Source organism: Thiorhodococcus drewsii AZ1 (assembly GCF_000224065.1).
Taxonomy (GTDB): domain Bacteria; phylum Pseudomonadota; class Gammaproteobacteria; order Chromatiales; family Chromatiaceae; genus Imhoffiella; species Imhoffiella drewsii.
On record NZ_AFWT01000013.1, the window covers coordinates 26,215 to 43,870 of the forward strand.

At 62.7% G+C, this 17,656-nt stretch carries 16 protein-coding genes; 7 read left to right on the top strand and 9 right to left on the bottom strand.

The features are described from left to right. Window positions 1-11 precede the first annotated feature (11 nt). Genes ruvX through THIDRDRAFT_RS10460 form a run of 4 tightly spaced genes read left to right on the top strand, consistent with a single transcriptional unit; the run spans window position 12 to window position 3,316 of the window. Window positions 12-449 carry a Holliday junction resolvase RuvX gene (gene ruvX / locus THIDRDRAFT_RS10445; protein WP_007040805.1) on the top strand — a complete coding sequence of 146 codons (438 nt, stop codon included), beginning with the start codon at window positions 12-14 and terminating at the stop codon, window positions 447-449. Further along, window positions 436-1,038: a bifunctional pyr operon transcriptional regulator/uracil phosphoribosyltransferase PyrR gene (pyrR, locus tag THIDRDRAFT_RS10450; protein ID WP_139058698.1), complete on the top strand. Its 603-nt coding sequence runs from the start codon at window positions 436-438 to the stop codon at window positions 1,036-1,038. Before ruvX ends, pyrR begins: the two co-directional genes overlap by 14 nt. Before the next feature lie 3 nt (window positions 1,039-1,041). Continuing rightward, window positions 1,042-2,037, top strand: a complete 996-nt coding sequence (locus tag THIDRDRAFT_RS10455) for an aspartate carbamoyltransferase catalytic subunit (protein ID WP_007040807.1) — start codon at window positions 1,042-1,044, stop codon at window positions 2,035-2,037. Further along, a complete protein-coding gene (locus tag THIDRDRAFT_RS10460) occupies window positions 2,030-3,316 on the top strand; it encodes a dihydroorotase (RefSeq protein ID WP_007040808.1) in 1,287 nt (428 codons plus the stop codon). The genes THIDRDRAFT_RS10455 and THIDRDRAFT_RS10460 overlap by 8 nt, the downstream gene beginning before the upstream one ends. 63 nt (window positions 3,317-3,379) lie before the next feature. On the opposite strand, the gene THIDRDRAFT_RS10465 is transcribed toward THIDRDRAFT_RS10460, so the two are convergent. From THIDRDRAFT_RS10465 to THIDRDRAFT_RS10505, 9 genes are all read right to left on the bottom strand, one after another. Then, window positions 3,380-4,531, bottom strand: coding sequence for a PilT/PilU family type 4a pilus ATPase (locus THIDRDRAFT_RS10465; protein WP_007040809.1), 1,152 nt, complete (start codon window positions 4,529-4,531; stop codon window positions 3,380-3,382). 94 nt (window positions 4,532-4,625) lie between these two features. Next, the gene (locus THIDRDRAFT_RS10470) at window positions 4,626-5,663 is read right to left on the bottom strand and encodes a type IV pilus twitching motility protein PilT (protein WP_007040810.1); all 1,038 of its coding nucleotides are present in this window, start codon (window positions 5,661-5,663) and stop codon (window positions 4,626-4,628) included. A gap of 236 nt (window positions 5,664-5,899) precedes the next feature. Then, a complete protein-coding gene (gene purE / locus THIDRDRAFT_RS10475; RefSeq protein WP_007040811.1) occupies window positions 5,900-6,424 on the bottom strand; it encodes a 5-(carboxyamino)imidazole ribonucleotide mutase in 525 nt (174 codons plus the stop codon). Further along, window positions 6,421-7,575, bottom strand: coding sequence for a 5-(carboxyamino)imidazole ribonucleotide synthase (locus tag THIDRDRAFT_RS10480; protein ID WP_007040812.1), 1,155 nt, complete (start codon window positions 7,573-7,575; stop codon window positions 6,421-6,423). Before THIDRDRAFT_RS10480 ends, purE begins: the two co-directional genes overlap by 4 nt. A 316-nt stretch (window positions 7,576-7,891) precedes the next feature. Further along, the gene (locus THIDRDRAFT_RS10485; protein ID WP_007040813.1) at window positions 7,892-8,374 is read right to left on the bottom strand and encodes a hypothetical protein; all 483 of its coding nucleotides are present in this window, start codon (window positions 8,372-8,374) and stop codon (window positions 7,892-7,894) included. A 52-nt stretch (window positions 8,375-8,426) separates the two neighbouring features. Continuing rightward, window positions 8,427-10,661: a RelA/SpoT family protein gene (locus THIDRDRAFT_RS10490; RefSeq protein ID WP_007040814.1), complete on the bottom strand. Its 2,235-nt coding sequence runs from the start codon at window positions 10,659-10,661 to the stop codon at window positions 8,427-8,429. A gap of 106 nt (window positions 10,662-10,767) precedes the next feature. Next, window positions 10,768-11,070: a DNA-directed RNA polymerase subunit omega gene (gene rpoZ / locus THIDRDRAFT_RS10495; RefSeq protein ID WP_007040815.1), complete on the bottom strand. Its 303-nt coding sequence runs from the start codon at window positions 11,068-11,070 to the stop codon at window positions 10,768-10,770. Between the two features lie 182 nt (window positions 11,071-11,252). After that, the gene (gene gmk, locus THIDRDRAFT_RS10500; protein WP_040844588.1) at window positions 11,253-11,864 is read right to left on the bottom strand and encodes a guanylate kinase; all 612 of its coding nucleotides are present in this window, start codon (window positions 11,862-11,864) and stop codon (window positions 11,253-11,255) included. Window positions 11,865-11,887: 23 nt separating this feature from the next. Next, window positions 11,888-12,754, bottom strand: a complete 867-nt coding sequence (locus tag THIDRDRAFT_RS10505) for a YicC/YloC family endoribonuclease (protein ID WP_007040817.1) — start codon at window positions 12,752-12,754, stop codon at window positions 11,888-11,890. A 132-nt stretch (window positions 12,755-12,886) separates the two neighbouring features. On the opposite strand from THIDRDRAFT_RS10505, the gene THIDRDRAFT_RS10510 reads away from it, so the two are divergent. From THIDRDRAFT_RS10510 to THIDRDRAFT_RS23760, 3 genes are all read left to right on the top strand, one after another. Further along, a complete protein-coding gene (locus THIDRDRAFT_RS10510) occupies window positions 12,887-13,825 on the top strand; it encodes a serine/threonine protein kinase (protein ID WP_040844590.1) in 939 nt (312 codons plus the stop codon). A gap of 373 nt (window positions 13,826-14,198) precedes the next feature. Then, complete coding sequence (locus THIDRDRAFT_RS10515) at window positions 14,199-16,376, top strand: type I restriction-modification system subunit M (protein ID WP_007040819.1); 2,178 nt, start codon at window positions 14,199-14,201, stop codon at window positions 16,374-16,376. Beyond that, complete coding sequence (locus tag THIDRDRAFT_RS23760) at window positions 16,373-17,602, top strand: restriction endonuclease subunit S (protein WP_007040820.1); 1,230 nt, start codon at window positions 16,373-16,375, stop codon at window positions 17,600-17,602. Before THIDRDRAFT_RS10515 ends, THIDRDRAFT_RS23760 begins: the two co-directional genes overlap by 4 nt. Window positions 17,603-17,656: the final 54 nt, after the last annotated feature.

Consider the following 17,656-nt stretch of genomic DNA (forward strand, 5'->3'; position numbering starts at 1 on the left):
CGGAGCCTCGTATGACGACCCTGCTGGGCTTCGATTTCGGCCTGCGTAAGATCGGTGTGGCCGTCGGCCAGACCCTGACCCGTTCCGCGACCCCGCTAACGACCTTGCGCGGCCAGGGCGAAAAGCCCGACTGGGCTGGAATCGGGGCGCTGATCGAGGAATGGAAACCAAGCGCCCTGGTCGTCGGGCTTCCCTTCAACATGGACGATACCGAGGTCGACTGGTCGCCACGGGTTCACCGTTTCGCTCGCCAGTTGGAGGGACGCTACGGTCTGAAGGTCCACCTGATCGACGAGCGCCTGACCTCTGTCGAGGCCAAGCGCCAACTCAACGAGCGCCCCCAGGACCCCGCACGGGGTCGCTCCGGACGCAAACCATCCACGCGGGATGCCGTCGACGCCCTGGCGGCCGCCCTCATTCTGGAAACCTGGCTTTGTGAGCAAGACTGACATCTGGAAAGACGCGGGCGAGGTGGATACCGCCATCGCCCGTATGGCCGATGATCTGACAGCCCTGATCGCCGAGCGCGGCATCCAGGACCCCTTGATGATCGGTATCCATACCGGTGGGGTCTGGGTCGCCGACCGACTGCACGAGCGACTCGGGATTACGGACCCGATCGGCCATCTCGACATCTCATTCTACCGCGACGACTTCACCCGCATCGGCATGCATCCGCAGGTCCGCCCGTCCTATCTCCCGCTCGGAGTGGACGACCGCAATCTGATTCTGGTGGACGACGTCCTGCAGAGCGGACGCACCATCCGCGCGGCGCTCAACGTGCTGTTCGACTATGGCCGACCGGCCTCCGTGATCCTGGCGACCCTGGCCGAGCGCGATGGACGTGAACTTCCGATCGCGCCCGATGTGGTCGGACTGCACGCCAAACTGGAGCACGACGAGCAGATCAAGCTCAGTGGTCCCGAGCCCCTGCTGATGCTCCGAGGAAAAACGCCGCGTCACGCCGCCGACAAGCCGAACCCAAGCCGCAAGTCCGGCCAGGATTCGCGCACGCAATCAGATTCAGACCCCACATAATTGATGAGCAAACAGAATCCGCAACTCGATGCACAGGGCAATCTCAAGCACTTCCTCACCACCGAGGGACTGAGCCGCGACCTATTGACCGACATACTGGACCAGGCGGAGGGATTCCTCGGCGTCGCTCAACAGGCGGTCAAGAAGGTGCCGCTCTGTCGCGGCAAGGTCATCGCCAATCTCTTCTTCGAGACCAGCACCCGAACCCGCACCACCTTCGAACTGGCCGCCAAGCGGCTCTCGGCCGACGTGCTCAACCTCAATATCTCGACCTCGGCTACAGCCAAGGGCGAGACCCTGCTGGACACCCTGCGCAACCTTGAGGCGATGCACGTCGACATGTTCGTGGTGCGTCACGCGACCAGCGGCGCGGCCCATTTCATCGCCGCCCACGCCGATCCGCACGTCAGCGTCATCAATGCCGGGGACGGACGTCATGCGCACCCGACCCAGGCGATGCTCGACATGTTCACCATTCGTCGGCACAAACAGGACTTCAGCCGGCTGCGGGTCGCCATCGTCGGCGACATCATGCACTCGCGCGTCGCCCGCTCGCAGATCCTGGCGCTCAAGACGCTGGGCGTGCCCGAGGTTCGGGTCATCGCCCCCAGTACACTCATGCCCAACGGCATTGAGGAGGCGTTCGGCGTGCGCGCCTATCACGACCTGCGCGAGGGGGTGCGCGACGTTGATGTCATCATCATGCTGCGCATTCAGCACGAGCGCATGAACAGCTCTCTGCTGCCCAGCGAACACGAATATTTCCGGCTGTTCGGACTCACCGAGGAACGCCTCTCGACCGCCCAACCGGACGCCATCGTGATGCATCCGGGGCCCATCAACCGGGGAGTGGAGATGGATTCGCAGGTCGCCGACGGCCCACGATCGGTGATCCTCGAGCAAGTCAGCAACGGTATCGCCGTGCGCATGGCGGTCATGTCCATGTGCATCGGCACCCAGAATCTCAAGAGTCAGCCTCAAGGAGACGTCGATGGCTAACGGACCCCGTATCAGTATCCGCAACGGACGGCTGATCGATCCCGCCAGCGGTCTCGACGGCGAGGCGGATCTGCACATCGCCGACGGCAAGGTGCTGGCCATCGGCCCGGCCCCCTCGGGCTTCCAACCGGATCGTACCCTCGATGCGCGCGACCAGCTGATCTGTCCCGGATTCGTCGACCTCTGCGCCCGGCTACGCGAGCCCGGCCACGAGCACAAGGCGACCATCGCCAGCGAGACCCGTGCTGCGGCGGCCTCCGGTGTCACCACCATCTGCTGTCCGCCGGACACTTTGCCGGTCATCGATACCCCGGCGGTTGCGCAGTTGGTGTCCCAAACGGCCGAACGCCACGGATTCGCCCGAGTGGTTCCGGCCGGCGCGGTCACCCAGGGCCTGAAGGGCGCCAAGATCACCGAAATGGCAGCGCTCAAGCAGGCTGGCTGTCCGGTGTTGAGCCAGGCTGACAGCCCCATCCGCGACACCCAGGTCCAGAGACGCGCCATGGAATACGCGACGACCTTCGGGCTCACCGTCTTCCTGCATCCGCAGGATGCCGCCTTGAGCGAGGAGGGCTGCGCGCACGAAGGACTGGTGAGCACGCGTCTGGGTCTACCGGGCATTCCAGAGGCGGCCGAAACGGTGGCGGTCGCGCGGGATCTGGCCCTGGCCGAACAGACCGGAGCCCGCATTCATTTCCGCGGACTCTCGACGGCGCGGGGCGTAGCCATGCTCGCCGAGGCGCGCCGGCGCGGCATCCAGGTCACGGCCGATGTCAGCATGCACCAGCTGTTCCTCACCGAGGACGACCTAGAATGCTTCGACGCGAACTGCCACCTGATTCCGCCGCTGCGCACGCACGCCGATCGCGAAGCCTTGCGCACAGCAGTCGCGTCGGGCGTGATCTCGGCCATCTGCTCGGATCACCAACCGCACGACGCCGACGCCAAGCTCGCGCCCTTCCCCGAGACGGCGCCTGGCATCTCGGCACTGGAGACCTTACTGCCCTTAGCCTTGCGGCTGGCAGACGAGGGCGTGATGGATCTGGCGACCCTGATCGAGCGCCTAACCCATGGACCAGCGACCATTCTCGGACGCGCTCTCGGGCGCATCGCACCGGGCGCACCGGCCGACATCTGCGTCTTCGATCCCGAGACAACCTGGGTGGTGAACCCGGCCACGCTCATCAGCCATGGACTGCATACGCCGTTCAACGAACAGGAGATGCGGGGACGGGTGAGTTGGACATTGCTCGGCGGACGGATCGTCTTCGAGCGGTGAGCTCCAGCTTCCAGCAGTCAGCCTCCAGCTAGTGGCTGGCCGCTGGAAGCTGGCGGCTAGGACTCACATCCGATTCGGGTCCTCGTCCTCGACCAGGGTGATGCCGTCGATCGAGCGGTCGGTGGCGGCGCGTTGAGCTGTTCCGCCTTGGAGCTTGATCATGAGCCGCACCTCGTTGGCCGAGTCGGCATGGCGCAGGGCGTCCTCGTAGGTGATCTCGCCTTCCTGGTAGAGACTGAACAGGGCCTGGTCGAAGGTGACCATGCCCTGCTCGCCGGAACGCTTCATCAGGTCCTTGAGCTTATGCACCTCGCCCATGCGGATGAGGTCCGCCGCAAGCGGTGTATTGAGCAGAACCTCGATCACCGCGCGTCGGCCTTGACCGCTCTTACGCGGCGCCAACTGCTGGGCGACTATCCCCTTGAGGTTCAGGGAGAGGTCCATCAGCATCTGGTTGCGCGACTCCTCGGGAAAGAAGTTGATCACGCGATCCAGCGCCTGGTTGGCGTTGTTGGCATGGAGCGTGGCCAGCACCAGATGTCCGGTCTCGGCGAAGGTGATAGCGTATTCCATGGTCGCGCGGGTACGGATCTCACCGATCAGGATGACGTCCGGTGCCTGCCGCAACGTATTGCGCAAGGCGACCTCGAAGGACTCGGTGTCCACACCGACCTCGCGCTGGGTGATGATGCAACCGTCATGCTCATGCACGTACTCGATCGGGTCCTCGATGGTGATGATGTGCCCCGAGCTATGGCGGTTGCGATAGCCGACCAGGGCGGCGAGGGAGGTCGACTTACCCGTGCCGGTCGCACCCACGAAGATCACCAGACCGCGCTTGGTCATGGCCAGATCGCGCAGCACCGAGGGCAGCTTGAGCTCCTCCAGGGTCGGGATGCGGGTCTCGATACGCCGCAGTACCATCCCCACCGCATCGCGCTGAACGAAGGCGCTGACACGGAAACGACCGAGTGGGGCACGGTCGAGCGCGAACTGGCATTCCTTGGTGTCGTCAAATTCGGCGCGCTGGCGGTCGTTCATGATCTCCATGACCATGGTGCGCGCCTGATCGGCGGACAACGGCTGTTTGGCGGCGGGATAAATGGCCCCGTCGATCTTGATGCTGGGCGGCCAACCCGAGGTGATGAAGAGGTCCGAACCCTTCTTTTCGACCAGAGCCCCCAAGAGTTGCTCCAACGCACGCTTGAGATCCATCGACATCCTCTATCTCCCGTCATAGAGCGTCCAGACCGATTCGGCTAGGCGCCAGATGCGAGCGCCTCGCTCAGACCACGATCAGTGGAGCGGATTACACGAAGTCTTCCTTGTTCTGCGCCTTGGCGCGGGCGTCCTTACGCGAGACGAGCCCCTTCTGAATGAGTTCCTTGAGGTTCTGATCCAGGGTCTGCATGCCGTGGGCCTGCCCCGTCTGGATGGCCGAATACATCTGTGCGACCTTGGCCTCGCGGATCAGATTTCGAATTGCCGGTGTGCCGATCATGATCTCGTGCGCCGCGACTCGTCCACCACCGACCTTTTTCATCAGCGTCTGCGAGACGACCGCCCGCAGCGACTCCGAGAGCATGGCGCGCACCATATCCTTCTCGGCCGCCGGGAAGACGTCGATGATACGGTCGATGGTCTTGGCCGCCGAGGTGGTATGCAAGGTTCCGAACACCAGATGTCCCGTCTCGGCGGCGGTCAATGCCAGGCGGATGGTCTCCAGATCGCGCATTTCGCCGACCAGGATGATATCCGGGTCCTGACGCAGCGCGGAGCGCAACGCCTCGCTGAAACCCAGCGTATCGCGATGGATTTCGCGCTGATTGACCAGGCACTTCTTGCTGGTGTGAACGAATTCGATCGGATCCTCAATGGTGAGGATGTGCGCGTATTCTTGATCGTTGAGATGGTCGACCATCGCGGCCAGCGTGGTCGATTTACCCGAACCGGTCGGCCCGGTGACCAGGATGAGACCGCGCGGGACGTTGATGATGTCCTTGAATGAGGACGGCGCCTTGAGGTCTTCCAGGGTCAGCACCTTGGAAGGGATGGTTCGGAAGACGGCGCCGGCGCCACGCTTCTGGTTGAAGGCATTGACACGGAAACGCGCCACGCCGGGGATTTCGAACGAGAAGTCGGTCTCCAGGAATTCCTCGTAATCCTTGCGCTGCTTGTCGTTCATGATGTCGTAGACAAGCGAGTGGACCGAGCGATGCTCAAGCGCCGGAACGTTGATCCGGCGCATATCCCCGTCGACACGAATCATCGGAGGTAAACCGGCCGACAGATGCAGGTCCGAGGCGTTGTTCTTGACACTGAAGGCGAGTAGTTCGGCGATGTCCACGAGTCACTCCATTAGTGGCCAGCCCCTTGGGCACGTGGGAAAACTTCGACCGACAGCGAAGGGGCTATTGCGTCAACGATACATCCAATTGAGGATCCTGACCCGCAAGACGACCCGGAAACCGGGATCAGTTCACAGAACCAGCGCTTCGCGGCGAATCCCAAACGGGTATCCCGAGCCCGCCCGCCATCCTCGAGCACCGTCGTGCGCGAGGGTACGGAACGGGACAGCGGGCATCAGGCGTCCTGACTCTGCTGCGTCTCCAGCCGGGCGACCTTTTCCATCACCATCGCCTCCAAATCGCGCTTGTAGTTGGCGACCCGCTCGCACATCGCGGGATCGGAGGCGCCGATGATCTGGGCCGCGAGGATCCCCGCGTTCTTTGAGCCGTTGATGGCAACGGTCGCCACCGGAACCCCGGCGGGCATCTGCACGATCGACAGCAGGGAATCCTCGCCTGACAGGGTCGAGGTCTTCACCGGCACGCCGATCACCGGCAGCGGGGTGATGGCCGCCGCCATGCCGGGAAGATGAGCCGCACCGCCCGCGCCGGCGATGATGACCTGCAGTCCGCGCGCGACAGCGGTCTCGGCATAGTCGTAGAGACGCTTGGGGGTGCGATGGGCCGAAACGATGGTCATCTCGTAGGGCACGCCGAACTCCTTGAGGATCGCGGCCGCCTCCTGCATAACCGGAAGGTCGGAGTCGCTGCCCATGATGATTCCAACCTTGGGCCGGTGCTGGGTAGATGTTTGAGTCATGGATGATCCTCTGCTGAGATCTCGATCAGGTCGCGAACGCGCTCGGCCTTGCGTTTGGCGGTCTCGATGTCGGGATCTAGAACCGTCACATGGCCCATTTTGCGAAAGGGTGCGCTGGTCGCCTTGCCGTATAGGTGCAAACACACGCCCGGAATGGCCAATGCCTCGGCCATGCCCTTGATGATGGGACGCCCACGACGACCGGGCGCGCCCAGCAGATTGATCATAGCCGCCGGAGAGAGTTGATCCGTCACCCCGAGCGGCAAACCGACGACGGCGCGCAGATGCTGCTCGAACTGGTCGGTAACGTTGGCCTCGATGGTGTGATGCCCGGAATTGTGGGTCCGAGGGGCAACCTCGTTGACCAGAAGCTCGCCCGTTTCGGTGAGGAACAGCTCGACACCGAAGATGCCCACGCCGTCGAGCATCTCGACCGTCCGCACGGCAAGATCGACCGCCGCCTCGGCGACCGAGGAGGGAATATTGGCGGGTGCCAGCAGCAGATCGAGCACGTTCTCGCCGGAGCGGAAACACATCTCGACCACCGGATAGCAGCGGCACTCCCCGTCCCGTGCGCGGGCGACGACCACGGCCAGCTCCTTTGCGGCGGGCACGAAACGCTCCAGCAACGAGGGCACGGGCAGATGGGCGTCATAGTCCTCGGGCGTCTTCACGATGGAAACGCCCCGCCCATCGTAGCCGCCACGACGCGCCTTCTGGACCAGGGGATAACCGAACGCCGCGAATGCCTCGGGGCTCGGCTCCGACAGCTCGACGAAGGGCGCGGTTGGAATGCCGGCGGCCGCGAACGCCTGCTTCTGAGTCAGCTTGTCCTGAATCAGCGCCAGCACCCGTGGAGAGGGATGGAATCGGTGACCCTCCTGTTCGAGCTGGGCGAGGGTCTCGGTATCGATGTCTTCGATGTCGAACGTGATGACATCGCAGATTTCGGCCAGCTCGCGCAGCTTCGACGGGTCGTGATAGTCGCCGAGGATCTGGTGACCGGCGACCTGGCTGGCCGGTGAACCGGGCGTCGGATCCAGCACCACGCAGGTGCAACCCAGGCGCTTGGCGGCCTTGGCCATCATGCGGCCGAGCTGACCGCCACCGATGATGCCGATACGGGCTAGAGGTAAAGGAAATACGTCCATGGCGCAATCATCTGCGTTATGAAGAAAATTGGAAAGCCCCGATGCCGAACGAAGCCATTGGATAAGGGTCCCGACCTGATGGGTCCGGATCGCCCTGGTGGAAAACGGGTGCATTCCAGCCGGAGGTCGTTCCGGCGTGGCATGGCGCGGACGAAGAATCGCGAGGATCCTGCTGCTCCAAACGAAATCTCGGACGATTGGAGGCCGAGACGTCGCGATCGGCGAGCCCTGGTGGCGCGATCGAGTCGCGACCGGACAGCCGCGAAGCCGTGGAGGCGCGCTGACTGCCGGGTCTACTTTAGCATTCTATGCGGGGTTATTCCTGGCGGATTGAGCGATCGGCGTGGTCGTTGCCGTAATCGGACCTGGAACCGGTCAGGTCCCAGGCGAAGGTGCAGTCGAGATGGGAGAGCACCGAAATCATGCCGCTCTCGCCGTCCTCGACCATGAGCGCGACCGGAGAGCGGCGCCCGAAGCGCGTGTTTCCGCGCTTGACCCACAGACTCCGCATCTCGGGGTTGCGCGGGAAATAGGTGAGCAGCGCATCCTCGATCCGCACGAGATAGGCGACCCGGCGATTCACACGGGGATCGTTCGGAAAGGGCTCCGCGTCGCGGAAGCGGCCCATGTGTCGCGGCTTGATCGATTGGGGCAACTGCAGAATGGAGGCGACATCGCTCGCCGACAGTCCCCAGCCGTCGAGCAGATCCATGATTCGCCGGGTCAAGAGCCGACGCTCGTCGAGCGTGCATTCGGTCGTGCATTCCACCAGACAGAACTCCCGCGCCGAGGGCGCCATGGGTTTCGCGTATCTGGTTGAGATGGCGTCCGTAGACGCCGGTTGCAACCGATCAGGATCGGGTGACGCGGGAGATGCGGGTGACCAGCGGAACCAGTTTCAGTCGACGCATGATGCGCGCGAGGTGATCGCGACTATTGACCAGCAGTAGGAACTCCAGATCCGTGGTCATGCCGTCCTTCTCGCGCGACAGGACATTTTCGATGTTGGAGCCCAGCTCGGCGATGGCTCCGGCCACGACGGCCAGCGCACCGCGCCGATTGCCGATCTCGACGCGGATCTTGGTGGAGAACTCGCCCTCGGGATCGCTCGCCCATTCGACCTGCAGCAGCTTGTCCTTCTTGTCTTCGAGACTGCCGAGGTTCCGACATTCGGTGCGATGGACCACGATCCCCCGACCTGGACTGAAGAGCGCGGTGATGTCGTCCCCGGGGATGGGACGGCAGCAGCGGGCGAAGCTGACCACCATGCCCTCGGTACCACGGATCGCCAGGCTGTGCGGATGCGCGTCCTGGCTCGGCACCGACTCGCCGACCGGCTCCTCGCCCTCCGCACCGACCAGACGCCGAGCCACGAGCGCGGCCAGACGGTTACCAAGCCCGATGTCTCCAAAGAGATCATCGACATCCTTGAGATTGGCATCGCGCAGATAGTCGGCGAGACGATCGGGGTCGATCCGATCCATGTCGCCGTTGAACAGTGCAAGCTCGGCATTCAGCAAACGACGGCCGAAGGCGCGTGCCTCACGCAGTTTGATGCTCTTGAGATAGCTTCGGATGCTGACCCTGGCCTTGGCCGTCACCACGAAATTGAGCCAGCCCGGATTGGGTCGCGCACCAGGGGCGGGGATGATCTCGACGGTCTGACCGTTGCGTAGCGTAGTGTTCAGCGGAGCCATGCGTCGGTCGATGCGCGCCGCCACGCAGCTGTTGCCAACGTCCGAGTGGATGGCATAGGCGAAATCGACCACCGTCGCGCCGCGCTTGAGCGAAAGGATACGGCCCTTGGGGGTGAAGACATAGACATCGTCGGGAAAGAGATCGACCTTGACGTGTTCCAGGAACTCGACCGAGTTGCCCGCCTCGCGCTGCATCTCCAACAGATTCTGCAGCCAGTCCGCCGCCAGGGTGGCGGGGTTGGAGTCGGCCTGCAGTCCGTTCTTGTACATCCAGTGCGCGGCGATCCCGGACTCGGCGATCCGCTGCATGTCCTCGGTGCGAATCTGGATCTCGATCTGGATCCCCTGCGGTCCGACCAATGCCGTATGCAGAGACTGATAGCCGTTGGCCTTGGGGATGGCGATGTAGTCCTTAAAGCGCCCAGGCACCGGCTTGTAGAGGTTGTGCACCAACCCAAGCACCCTGTAGCAGGTATCGACCCGATCCACCGTGACCCGGAAGGCGAAGACATCGAGCAGCTCGGAGAAGCCGCGCGATTTGTCGCGCATCTTGCGGTAGATGCCGTAGAAATGCTTGCGGCGCCCCTCGACCTCGCCGTGGATATCCTCTTGGAGCAGGGTGCGCTTGAGCGCCGTCTCGACCATCTCGACCATCTCCACCCGCGACCCGCGCGTCTTCTGCACCGCACGCTGGATCACACGCCGACGCCACGGCCAGTAGTGAGCGAAGGCCAGCTCCTCCAGCTCGACCCGAATCCAATTGATGCCGAGCCGGTTGGCGATGGGGGCGAAGATATCGAGGGTCTCGCGCGAGATACGCCGGCACGCCTCGGGGCTCATGGCATCGATGGTGCGCATGTTGTGCAACCGATCGGCGAGCTTGATGAGGATGACCCGAATATCGCGGGTCATCGCCAGCAACATCTTCTGCAGACTGGCCGCCTGGGCCTCCGCCCGCGACTTGAAGTCGATCTGTGAGAGCTTGCTCACCCCGTCGACGAGCTCGGCGACGTCCTCACCGAAGGTGGACGCGACCTGCTCCTTGGGGATCTGGGTATCCTCGATGACGTCATGCAGCAGGGCCGCAATCAGACATTTGTAGTCCATGCGCATCTCGGCCAGGATGCGCGCGACCGCGAGCGGGTGATAGATATAGGGTTCGCCGGACTTGCGCTTCTGACCCTCATGGGCCTCGGCGCCGAACAGATAGGCCCGATAGCATTCGGCGACCTGCTCGGGAGGCAGATAGCCTTCGAGATAGACGCAGAGATCGCTGACCAGATAGCGTCTATCTCCACTCGATTCGGACTCTGCGTCCCTGGCCACGGGCTCCTCCGGATCGGGCCGAGGCTCGACCTCCAATGAAGAGGAAATCGCGGCCGTCGACATCTGAAGCTACCCCTTCGGTCTTGAGCTCAAGGACGCACACCCAAAGGCGCGCAACCCGATCCGAACGCCCGTTGCAGAACGCTCGGCCATGGTGCCCGAAATCGCATCAACCCTGAGCATCTCGCGGAGTCTCGGACTCGCCCGCATCCGTGGACAGCTCCTCGGCCAGCGCCTGCTCCAAGGCCGCCGCGGTCTCGTCCATCTCACGTTGAGCCTCTTGGACCATGGCGTTGCTGATGTTGCCTGCAGCGATCTCGCGCAAGGCCATCACGGTTGGCTTGTCGTTCTCCCAGGGCAGGGTCGACTCGACGCCATTGGCCAGTTGGCGGGCACGCTTGGTCGCCAGCAAGACCAGATTGAATCGATTGTCCACGTGGTTGAGGCAATCCTCGACCGTAATTCTCGCCATTCTCGTTTCCTCGGTTGAAATTCAGTGCGAAGCGGTTTCACGACGATGATCATACCCGCGAACCCGCCACGTCCAACATGGACCGACAGGCTGCTCGGGTCCTTATTTTCGATCCCGTCAATCCCGTTCCGTTCGATGTCTCGGCGCGGCATCCCGTCTTCGGGAACCGGCCGAACCGGATGTCAGTCCAGCGGATCCAGCAGCGACCTCAGCCGTGACCTCTGGTGGCCCAAACGCAGGCGCTCGGCCGTGGCGATCGATGTGATCGCGTCGAGCGCGGTCTCGAAGCGGTCGTTGACGACCAGATAATCGTACTCCCCGTAATGGAGCATCTCATCGCGCGCCTGCCGCATGCGCCGCGCGATCACCTCGTCGGCATCGGTACCCCGACCGCGCAGACGGCGCTCCAGCTCCTCGACCGAAGGCGGCAATACGAAAACGCTGACCGCCTCCGAAAAACGCTCCCGAACCTGGCGCGCGCCCTGCCAATCGATCTCCAGAACCAGATCCATGCCTCGATCGAGACAATCGCGCACATCCAGCTCGCGCGTTCCGTACAGATTGCCGAACACCTCGGCATATTCCAGGAAGGCGCCCTCAGCGATCTCGCGACGAAAGCGCTCCTGATCCAAGAAGTGATAGTGAACCCCATCGCGTTCGCCGGAGCGAGCCGCCCGCGTGGTGCAGGAGACGGACAGGGCTAGGGCCTGATCGCGCTCGATCAACGCCTTGACCAGACTGGTCTTGCCGGCGCCCGAGGGTGCCGACACGATAAAGAGGATACCTTGGGCCATCGCCGTCTCGTCTTTCGCCACACTCATTCCAGGTTCTGGACCTGTTCGCGCATCTGCTCGATCAGGACCTTCATCTCGACCGCCTCGCGGGTGACCGCGACATCGGCCGATTTGGAACCGAGCGTATTGGCCTCGCGATTGAGTTCCTGCATCAGGAAATCAAGACGGCGTCCGACCGGCTCCTTACGCGTCAGCACATCACGAACCTCGGCCACATGGGCCTCCAACCGGTCCATCTCCTCATCGACATCGAGCTTGGCCGCAAGAAGCGAGATCTCCTGCTCCAGACGGATCGGGTCCAATTCGGCCCGCAGCTCGCTCAGACGCTCGGCCAGACGCCTGCGGACCGAAGCGAGCACCTCGGGCATTTGGACGCGAACCCGCTTCACCGACTCCTCCAGCCGTTCGCACCGATCGCGCAGCATCTGCTCCAGCCGGGCGCCCTCGCGCTCGCGCGTGTCGAGCAATGTCGCGATCGCCTCGTCCAAGAGCTCCATCGCCGCCGAGGTCAGGCTGTCCAGATCCGCCTCCTGCTCCTGGATAACGCCCGGCCAACGCAACACCTCGAACGGCGAGGGCTCGGCACCGCGCCCGATCATGGATCCGACCTCGTGTCCCGCCTTCAGCAACTGCTCGACGAAGGGCACGTTGATCCGAAGCGCCCCGACCGCCCCGGACGCCGGGGCGTAACGCAGCGAGCAATCCACCTTGCCGCGTTGAAGGCTGGCCCCGAGACGGGCGCGCACCGCAACGTCCAGCGAGCGCAGTTCCTCGGGCAAACGGATGTGGGGTTCGAGATACCGATGGTTGACAGTACGAATTTCCCAGGTCAATTCACCGAAGTCGCCAGTACGGGACTCACGGGCGAAGGCCGTCATGCTCTTAATCATGTCGAGGGGTATCTCTTCGGGTCGATGAGGGGGCAAATGCACAATGCAGCAGAAAGACCGTATAGGATCGGTCTATTATACCGGCTGAATCAAGTCAACGTCGGACCGGAACCGGAACTGCATCCGCACATCATGGCAGCCGCACGAGAAACATTGCCCTCCGGAACTCAGGTCGGCACCTACAGGATGGTCAAGCCGATCGCCAAGGGCGGCTTCAGCCTCATCTATCTGGCCACGGACGAGGACAGCGGCGACGAGGTGGTGATCAAGGAGTACATGCCGAAGAAGATCGCCCGCCGCGATCCGGATCTGCGCATCGTGCCCATCAGTCCTGACTATACCGAAAACCTGCACCATGGACGGAAGCTATTTTTCCAGGAAGTCAAGGCCCTAGCCTCGCTGAAGCACCCGAACATCGTGCGCGTCCTGGCCTTTCTGCTCGCCAACGACACCGGCTACCTGGTGATGCCCAACGAGCGCGGTCGCAATCTGGGCACCTACCTGCACGAACGCAAGGGCGGTCTCAGCACCACCTTTCTCCTCGACGTCTTCGTGCCCATCCTGGACGCCCTCGCCCTGCTGCACCGACGCTCCACGCTGCACCTGGACGTCAAGCCGGGCAACATCCATCTGCGCCACGGCAACCAACCCTTGCTGCTTGACCTCGGCGCCGTGCATCCACTCAACCGAGGGCGCTCGCGCGGAGGACAGGTCATCACCGCCGGCTATTCGCCGGTCGAGCAATATTTCAGGGCCGGCCAGGTCGGTCCCTGGACCGACGTCTACGCGGTCGGCGCCAGCATGCGAACTTGCATGGAGGGACGCACCCCACAGCCGGCTCCGGAGCGCCAGAAGGAGGATAAGGTGGTCCCGGCCACGGAGGCGTTGAAGGATCGCTATCCCAGTTTTCTGTTGGAGGCCGTAGACTGGTCGCTATCCATGGACGCGGCCCAACGTCCGCAGGATGCCGCAGAACTGCTCGCGGTCCTGGCCCCCCATCTCGACGACCCCCAGCTCAGCCGCATGACGGAGCTGAGCTCCGAACTCGGCGGCGACAGCCGTCAGATCTGAACGATGGCAGGCATCTCACGAACAGCAGTCGGTGGATACTCGACTCGTGCTCAACCAATGGATCTCAAACGCTTCGTCCCACCGTAGCCGACGACCTCCGAACAAAATGCCCACAACCAAAACGCACTGCTTCTCATTGAACGGATGAGGAGGCGTGCGATCATGCACGACCCGCTACGTTCATCCGACGCTCCGGATATCAGGCTACCGCTCGGGTCGATCCGCAAAGAGATCGACGAACTCGGCTGAACCGAAACCGAAAGGCCAGACGCCGTCCGCAACGACAATCGGACTCGGGGGCCCAATCCATCGAACAGACTCCTTGCCATGCGTTAACGCATGGCAAGGACACCAGTGAAAGAAAAAGACATCCGTGAATACACAGGCGCACGAAGAGCTCAAGGGTAAGATCTGGGAGATCGCAAACCGGCTCAGAGGACCCTACCGACCGCCGCAATATCGTCTGGTCATGCTCCCCATGGTCGTGCTGCGGCGGCTCGACTGCGTCCTCGAGCCGACCAAGGACGCAGTGCTCGAGCAGCGCGACGCCTTGGAGACGAGACAGATGCCCGAGGCCGCCATGGATCGGCTGCTCGGCAAGGCCGCCGATCCGAACCGCAAGCACCCGCTCTACAACACCAGCCGCTACACCTTCGCCCGCCTGCTCGGCGACGCCGAGAACATCGCGCCGAACCTGGTCGCCTACATCAACGGCTTCTCGCCGACCGCACGGCGCATCTTCGAGCGCTTCAAATTCGCGGACCAGATCGAGAAGCTGGACGCCAGCAACCGACTCTTCACCATCGTCAAGGCGATGGCCGAGATCGACCTGCACCCCAGCCGGGTCGACAACCTCCAGATGGGCTACCTGTTCGAGCATCTGGTGATGCGCTTCAACGAACAGGCCAACGAGGAGGCCGGCGATCACTTCACTCCGCGCGAGGTTATCCGCCTGATGGCGAACCTCATCTACACCGGCGAGCAGGACGTCTACAGACCCGGCATCTACCGCACCATCTACGACCCAGCCTGCGGCACCGGCGGCATGCTCTCCGAGTCCGAGAAGCTGATCCTCTCCCAGAACGACCGCGCCCGGCTCGCGCTCCACGGCCAGGAATACAACGACGAGTCCTGGGCCATCTGCTGCTCCGACATGCTCATCAAGGACGAGGACACCGCCAACATCGTCCTCGGCGACACCCTCGGCGACGGCAAGACCCGCGACGGCTTCGAGAGCGAGCGCTTCCACTACCTGATGGCCAACCCGCCCTTCGGCGTCGAGTGGAAGGACCAAGAGAAGCAAGTAAAGACGGAGCATGCCCTGCTGGGCTTCGCGGGCCGCTTCGGCGCCGGGGTACCAGCCATCAACGACGGCTCGCTGCTGTTCCTCCAGCACATGATCGCCAAGATGCACCCCTACGCCGAGGGCAACGAGGACCGGCCCGGCTCCAAGATCGCCGTCGTCTTCAACGGCTCGCCGCTCTTCTCCGGCGACGCTGGGTCGGGGCCGTCCAACATCCGACGCTGGATCATCGAAAACGACTGGCTCGACGCCATCGTCGCGCTGCCCGATCAGCTCTTCTACAACACCGGCATCTTCACCTACGTCTGGCTGGTGACGAACCGCAAGCCGCCCGAGCGGCGCGGCAAGGTGCAGCTCATCGACGGCACCCGCTTCTTCCAGAAGATGAAGAAGAGCCTCAACAACAAGCGCAACGAGATCACCGAGGAACAGATCCGCCACCTGACGCGCGTCTATGGCCACTATCGGGACGGCGAGACGGCAGAGTTGTCGATCAATGGCGAGACCGAGACCCGCGTCATCTCGGGCGTCTTCGAGAACCGCGAATTCGGGTTCCTCAAGGTGACGGTCGAGCGCCCCCTGCGCATGCATTTCGAGGCCAGCCCGGCGCGCATCGCCAAGCTCGACGACCAGACCGCCTTCGCCAATCTGGCGACATCGAAGAAGCGCAAGGACAAGGCACAGGCCGAACGCGAGATCGAGGAAGGGCGGAAGTTACAGGAGGCCATTCGCGACCTGCTCGCGACGCTCGAAAGCAAGGGATGCTACATGGACCGCGCCTTGTTCGAGGCCGACCTGACCCGGGCCGCGAAGGACGCCGGTCTCAAGCTCCCGACCCCGATCAAGAAGGCCATCTTCGCCGCCCTCGGCGAGCGCGATCCAAACGCCGAGATCTGCCGCGACGGCAAGGGACGCCCGGAGCCCGACAGCGAACTGCGCGACACCGAGAACATCCCGCTCCCGCCCGGCACCACGCTGCCCCTACCGATGGACTTCGGCCCGGACAAGCCCAACGACCGGCTGGTCGCGGCCTTCCGCGACGAGATCGACGCCTACATGACGCGCGAGGTGCTGCCCCACGTGCCAGACGCCTGGGTGGACTACGACAAGACCAAGGTCGGATACGAGATCCCGATCAACCGGCATTTCTACGTCTACAAACCACCGCGGCCTCTGCAGGAGATCGAGGCGGACATCGCCCAACTCGAAGGGGAGATCGCCGGGTTGCTGAAGGGGTTGGTGACATGACAGACATTCATTCTCGCGAAGAGAAAGCCTCTTATCCGGCTGGTTGGCAGCAACGGCGGTTGAAGCTATTAGTCTCGCGTTTTTTCAGCGGTGGCACACCCTCGACATCACAGCAGGACTACTGGGGCGGTGATATACCTTGGGTCTCGCCCAAGGACATGAAGTCGAGTTCGATTTCATTTTCAGCTGACAAGATTACTGAACTAGCTCTCGCCGATAACAATTTGCCGCTACTGGACCCCGGCCACGTCCTGATGGTTGTGCGCCCTGGAATCCTGCGCCACTCGATCCCCATTGCCGTTAACTCTCTCCCTGTATCAATAAACCAAGACATCAAGGCGATACGCCTTTGTTCTAAAATCGACCCGTTTTACTTCAGATACTTCGTAGATGGGTTGCAGAGCCATCTCCTGAATCTCTGGAGAAAGCCAGGTACAACCGTAGAGAGCTTGGAGTACGACTACTACTCAGAGCATCTGGTACCCATTCCCCCGCGCAACATCCAGCGGCGGATTGCGAGGGTTCTGGACGAGAAGACGGCGCGGATCGACGGGCTGATCGAGAAAAAGCGCGCGCTGCTGGACCGGCTGGCCGAGAAGCGCCAGGCCCTCATCACCCGTGCGGTCACAAAGGGCCTCAACTCCGACGCCCCCATGAAACCTTCCGGCATCGACTGGCTCGGTGAGATTCCGGCGCATTGGGACTGCTGCGGCCTAGGTCAGAAGATAAAGCTTCAACGTGGTGTAGACATTACGAAGGACAAACGGATTGAAGGCCCATTTCCTGTCATCTCTTCGGGCGGAATCGACTACTTCCACGACACAGCTTTATGTGCCGGACCTGGAGTTTTGGTCGGCAGAAAGGGCTCTGCCGGGAAACTACATTACGTAGAAACCGACTTTTGGCCTCACGACACCACTCTTTATGTTCGGGAGTTTCGCGGGAATGAGCCCAAGTTCGTTTGGTATTTGCTACATACTCTCGACCTAACCAGCTTTGATACAGGTTCGTCGAATCCCACGGTTAATCGGAACCGTATCCACCCAATGAAGACTGCATGGCCGAGTCCGCGTGAACAAGCGGTGATCGCCTCCCAGCTGGATATTGAGCTCGAATCAACCGGGAATATAGGCATCAAAATAGGCTTTTCAATACAAAAGCTTGAGGAGTACCGCTCTGCCCTCATCACCGCCGCCGTCACCGGCCAGATCGCGGAACTGCGCTGACCTTTGGCGCACTGCATGGCTCGATCATGGCATCAAACCAAGGCGAGCATGGAT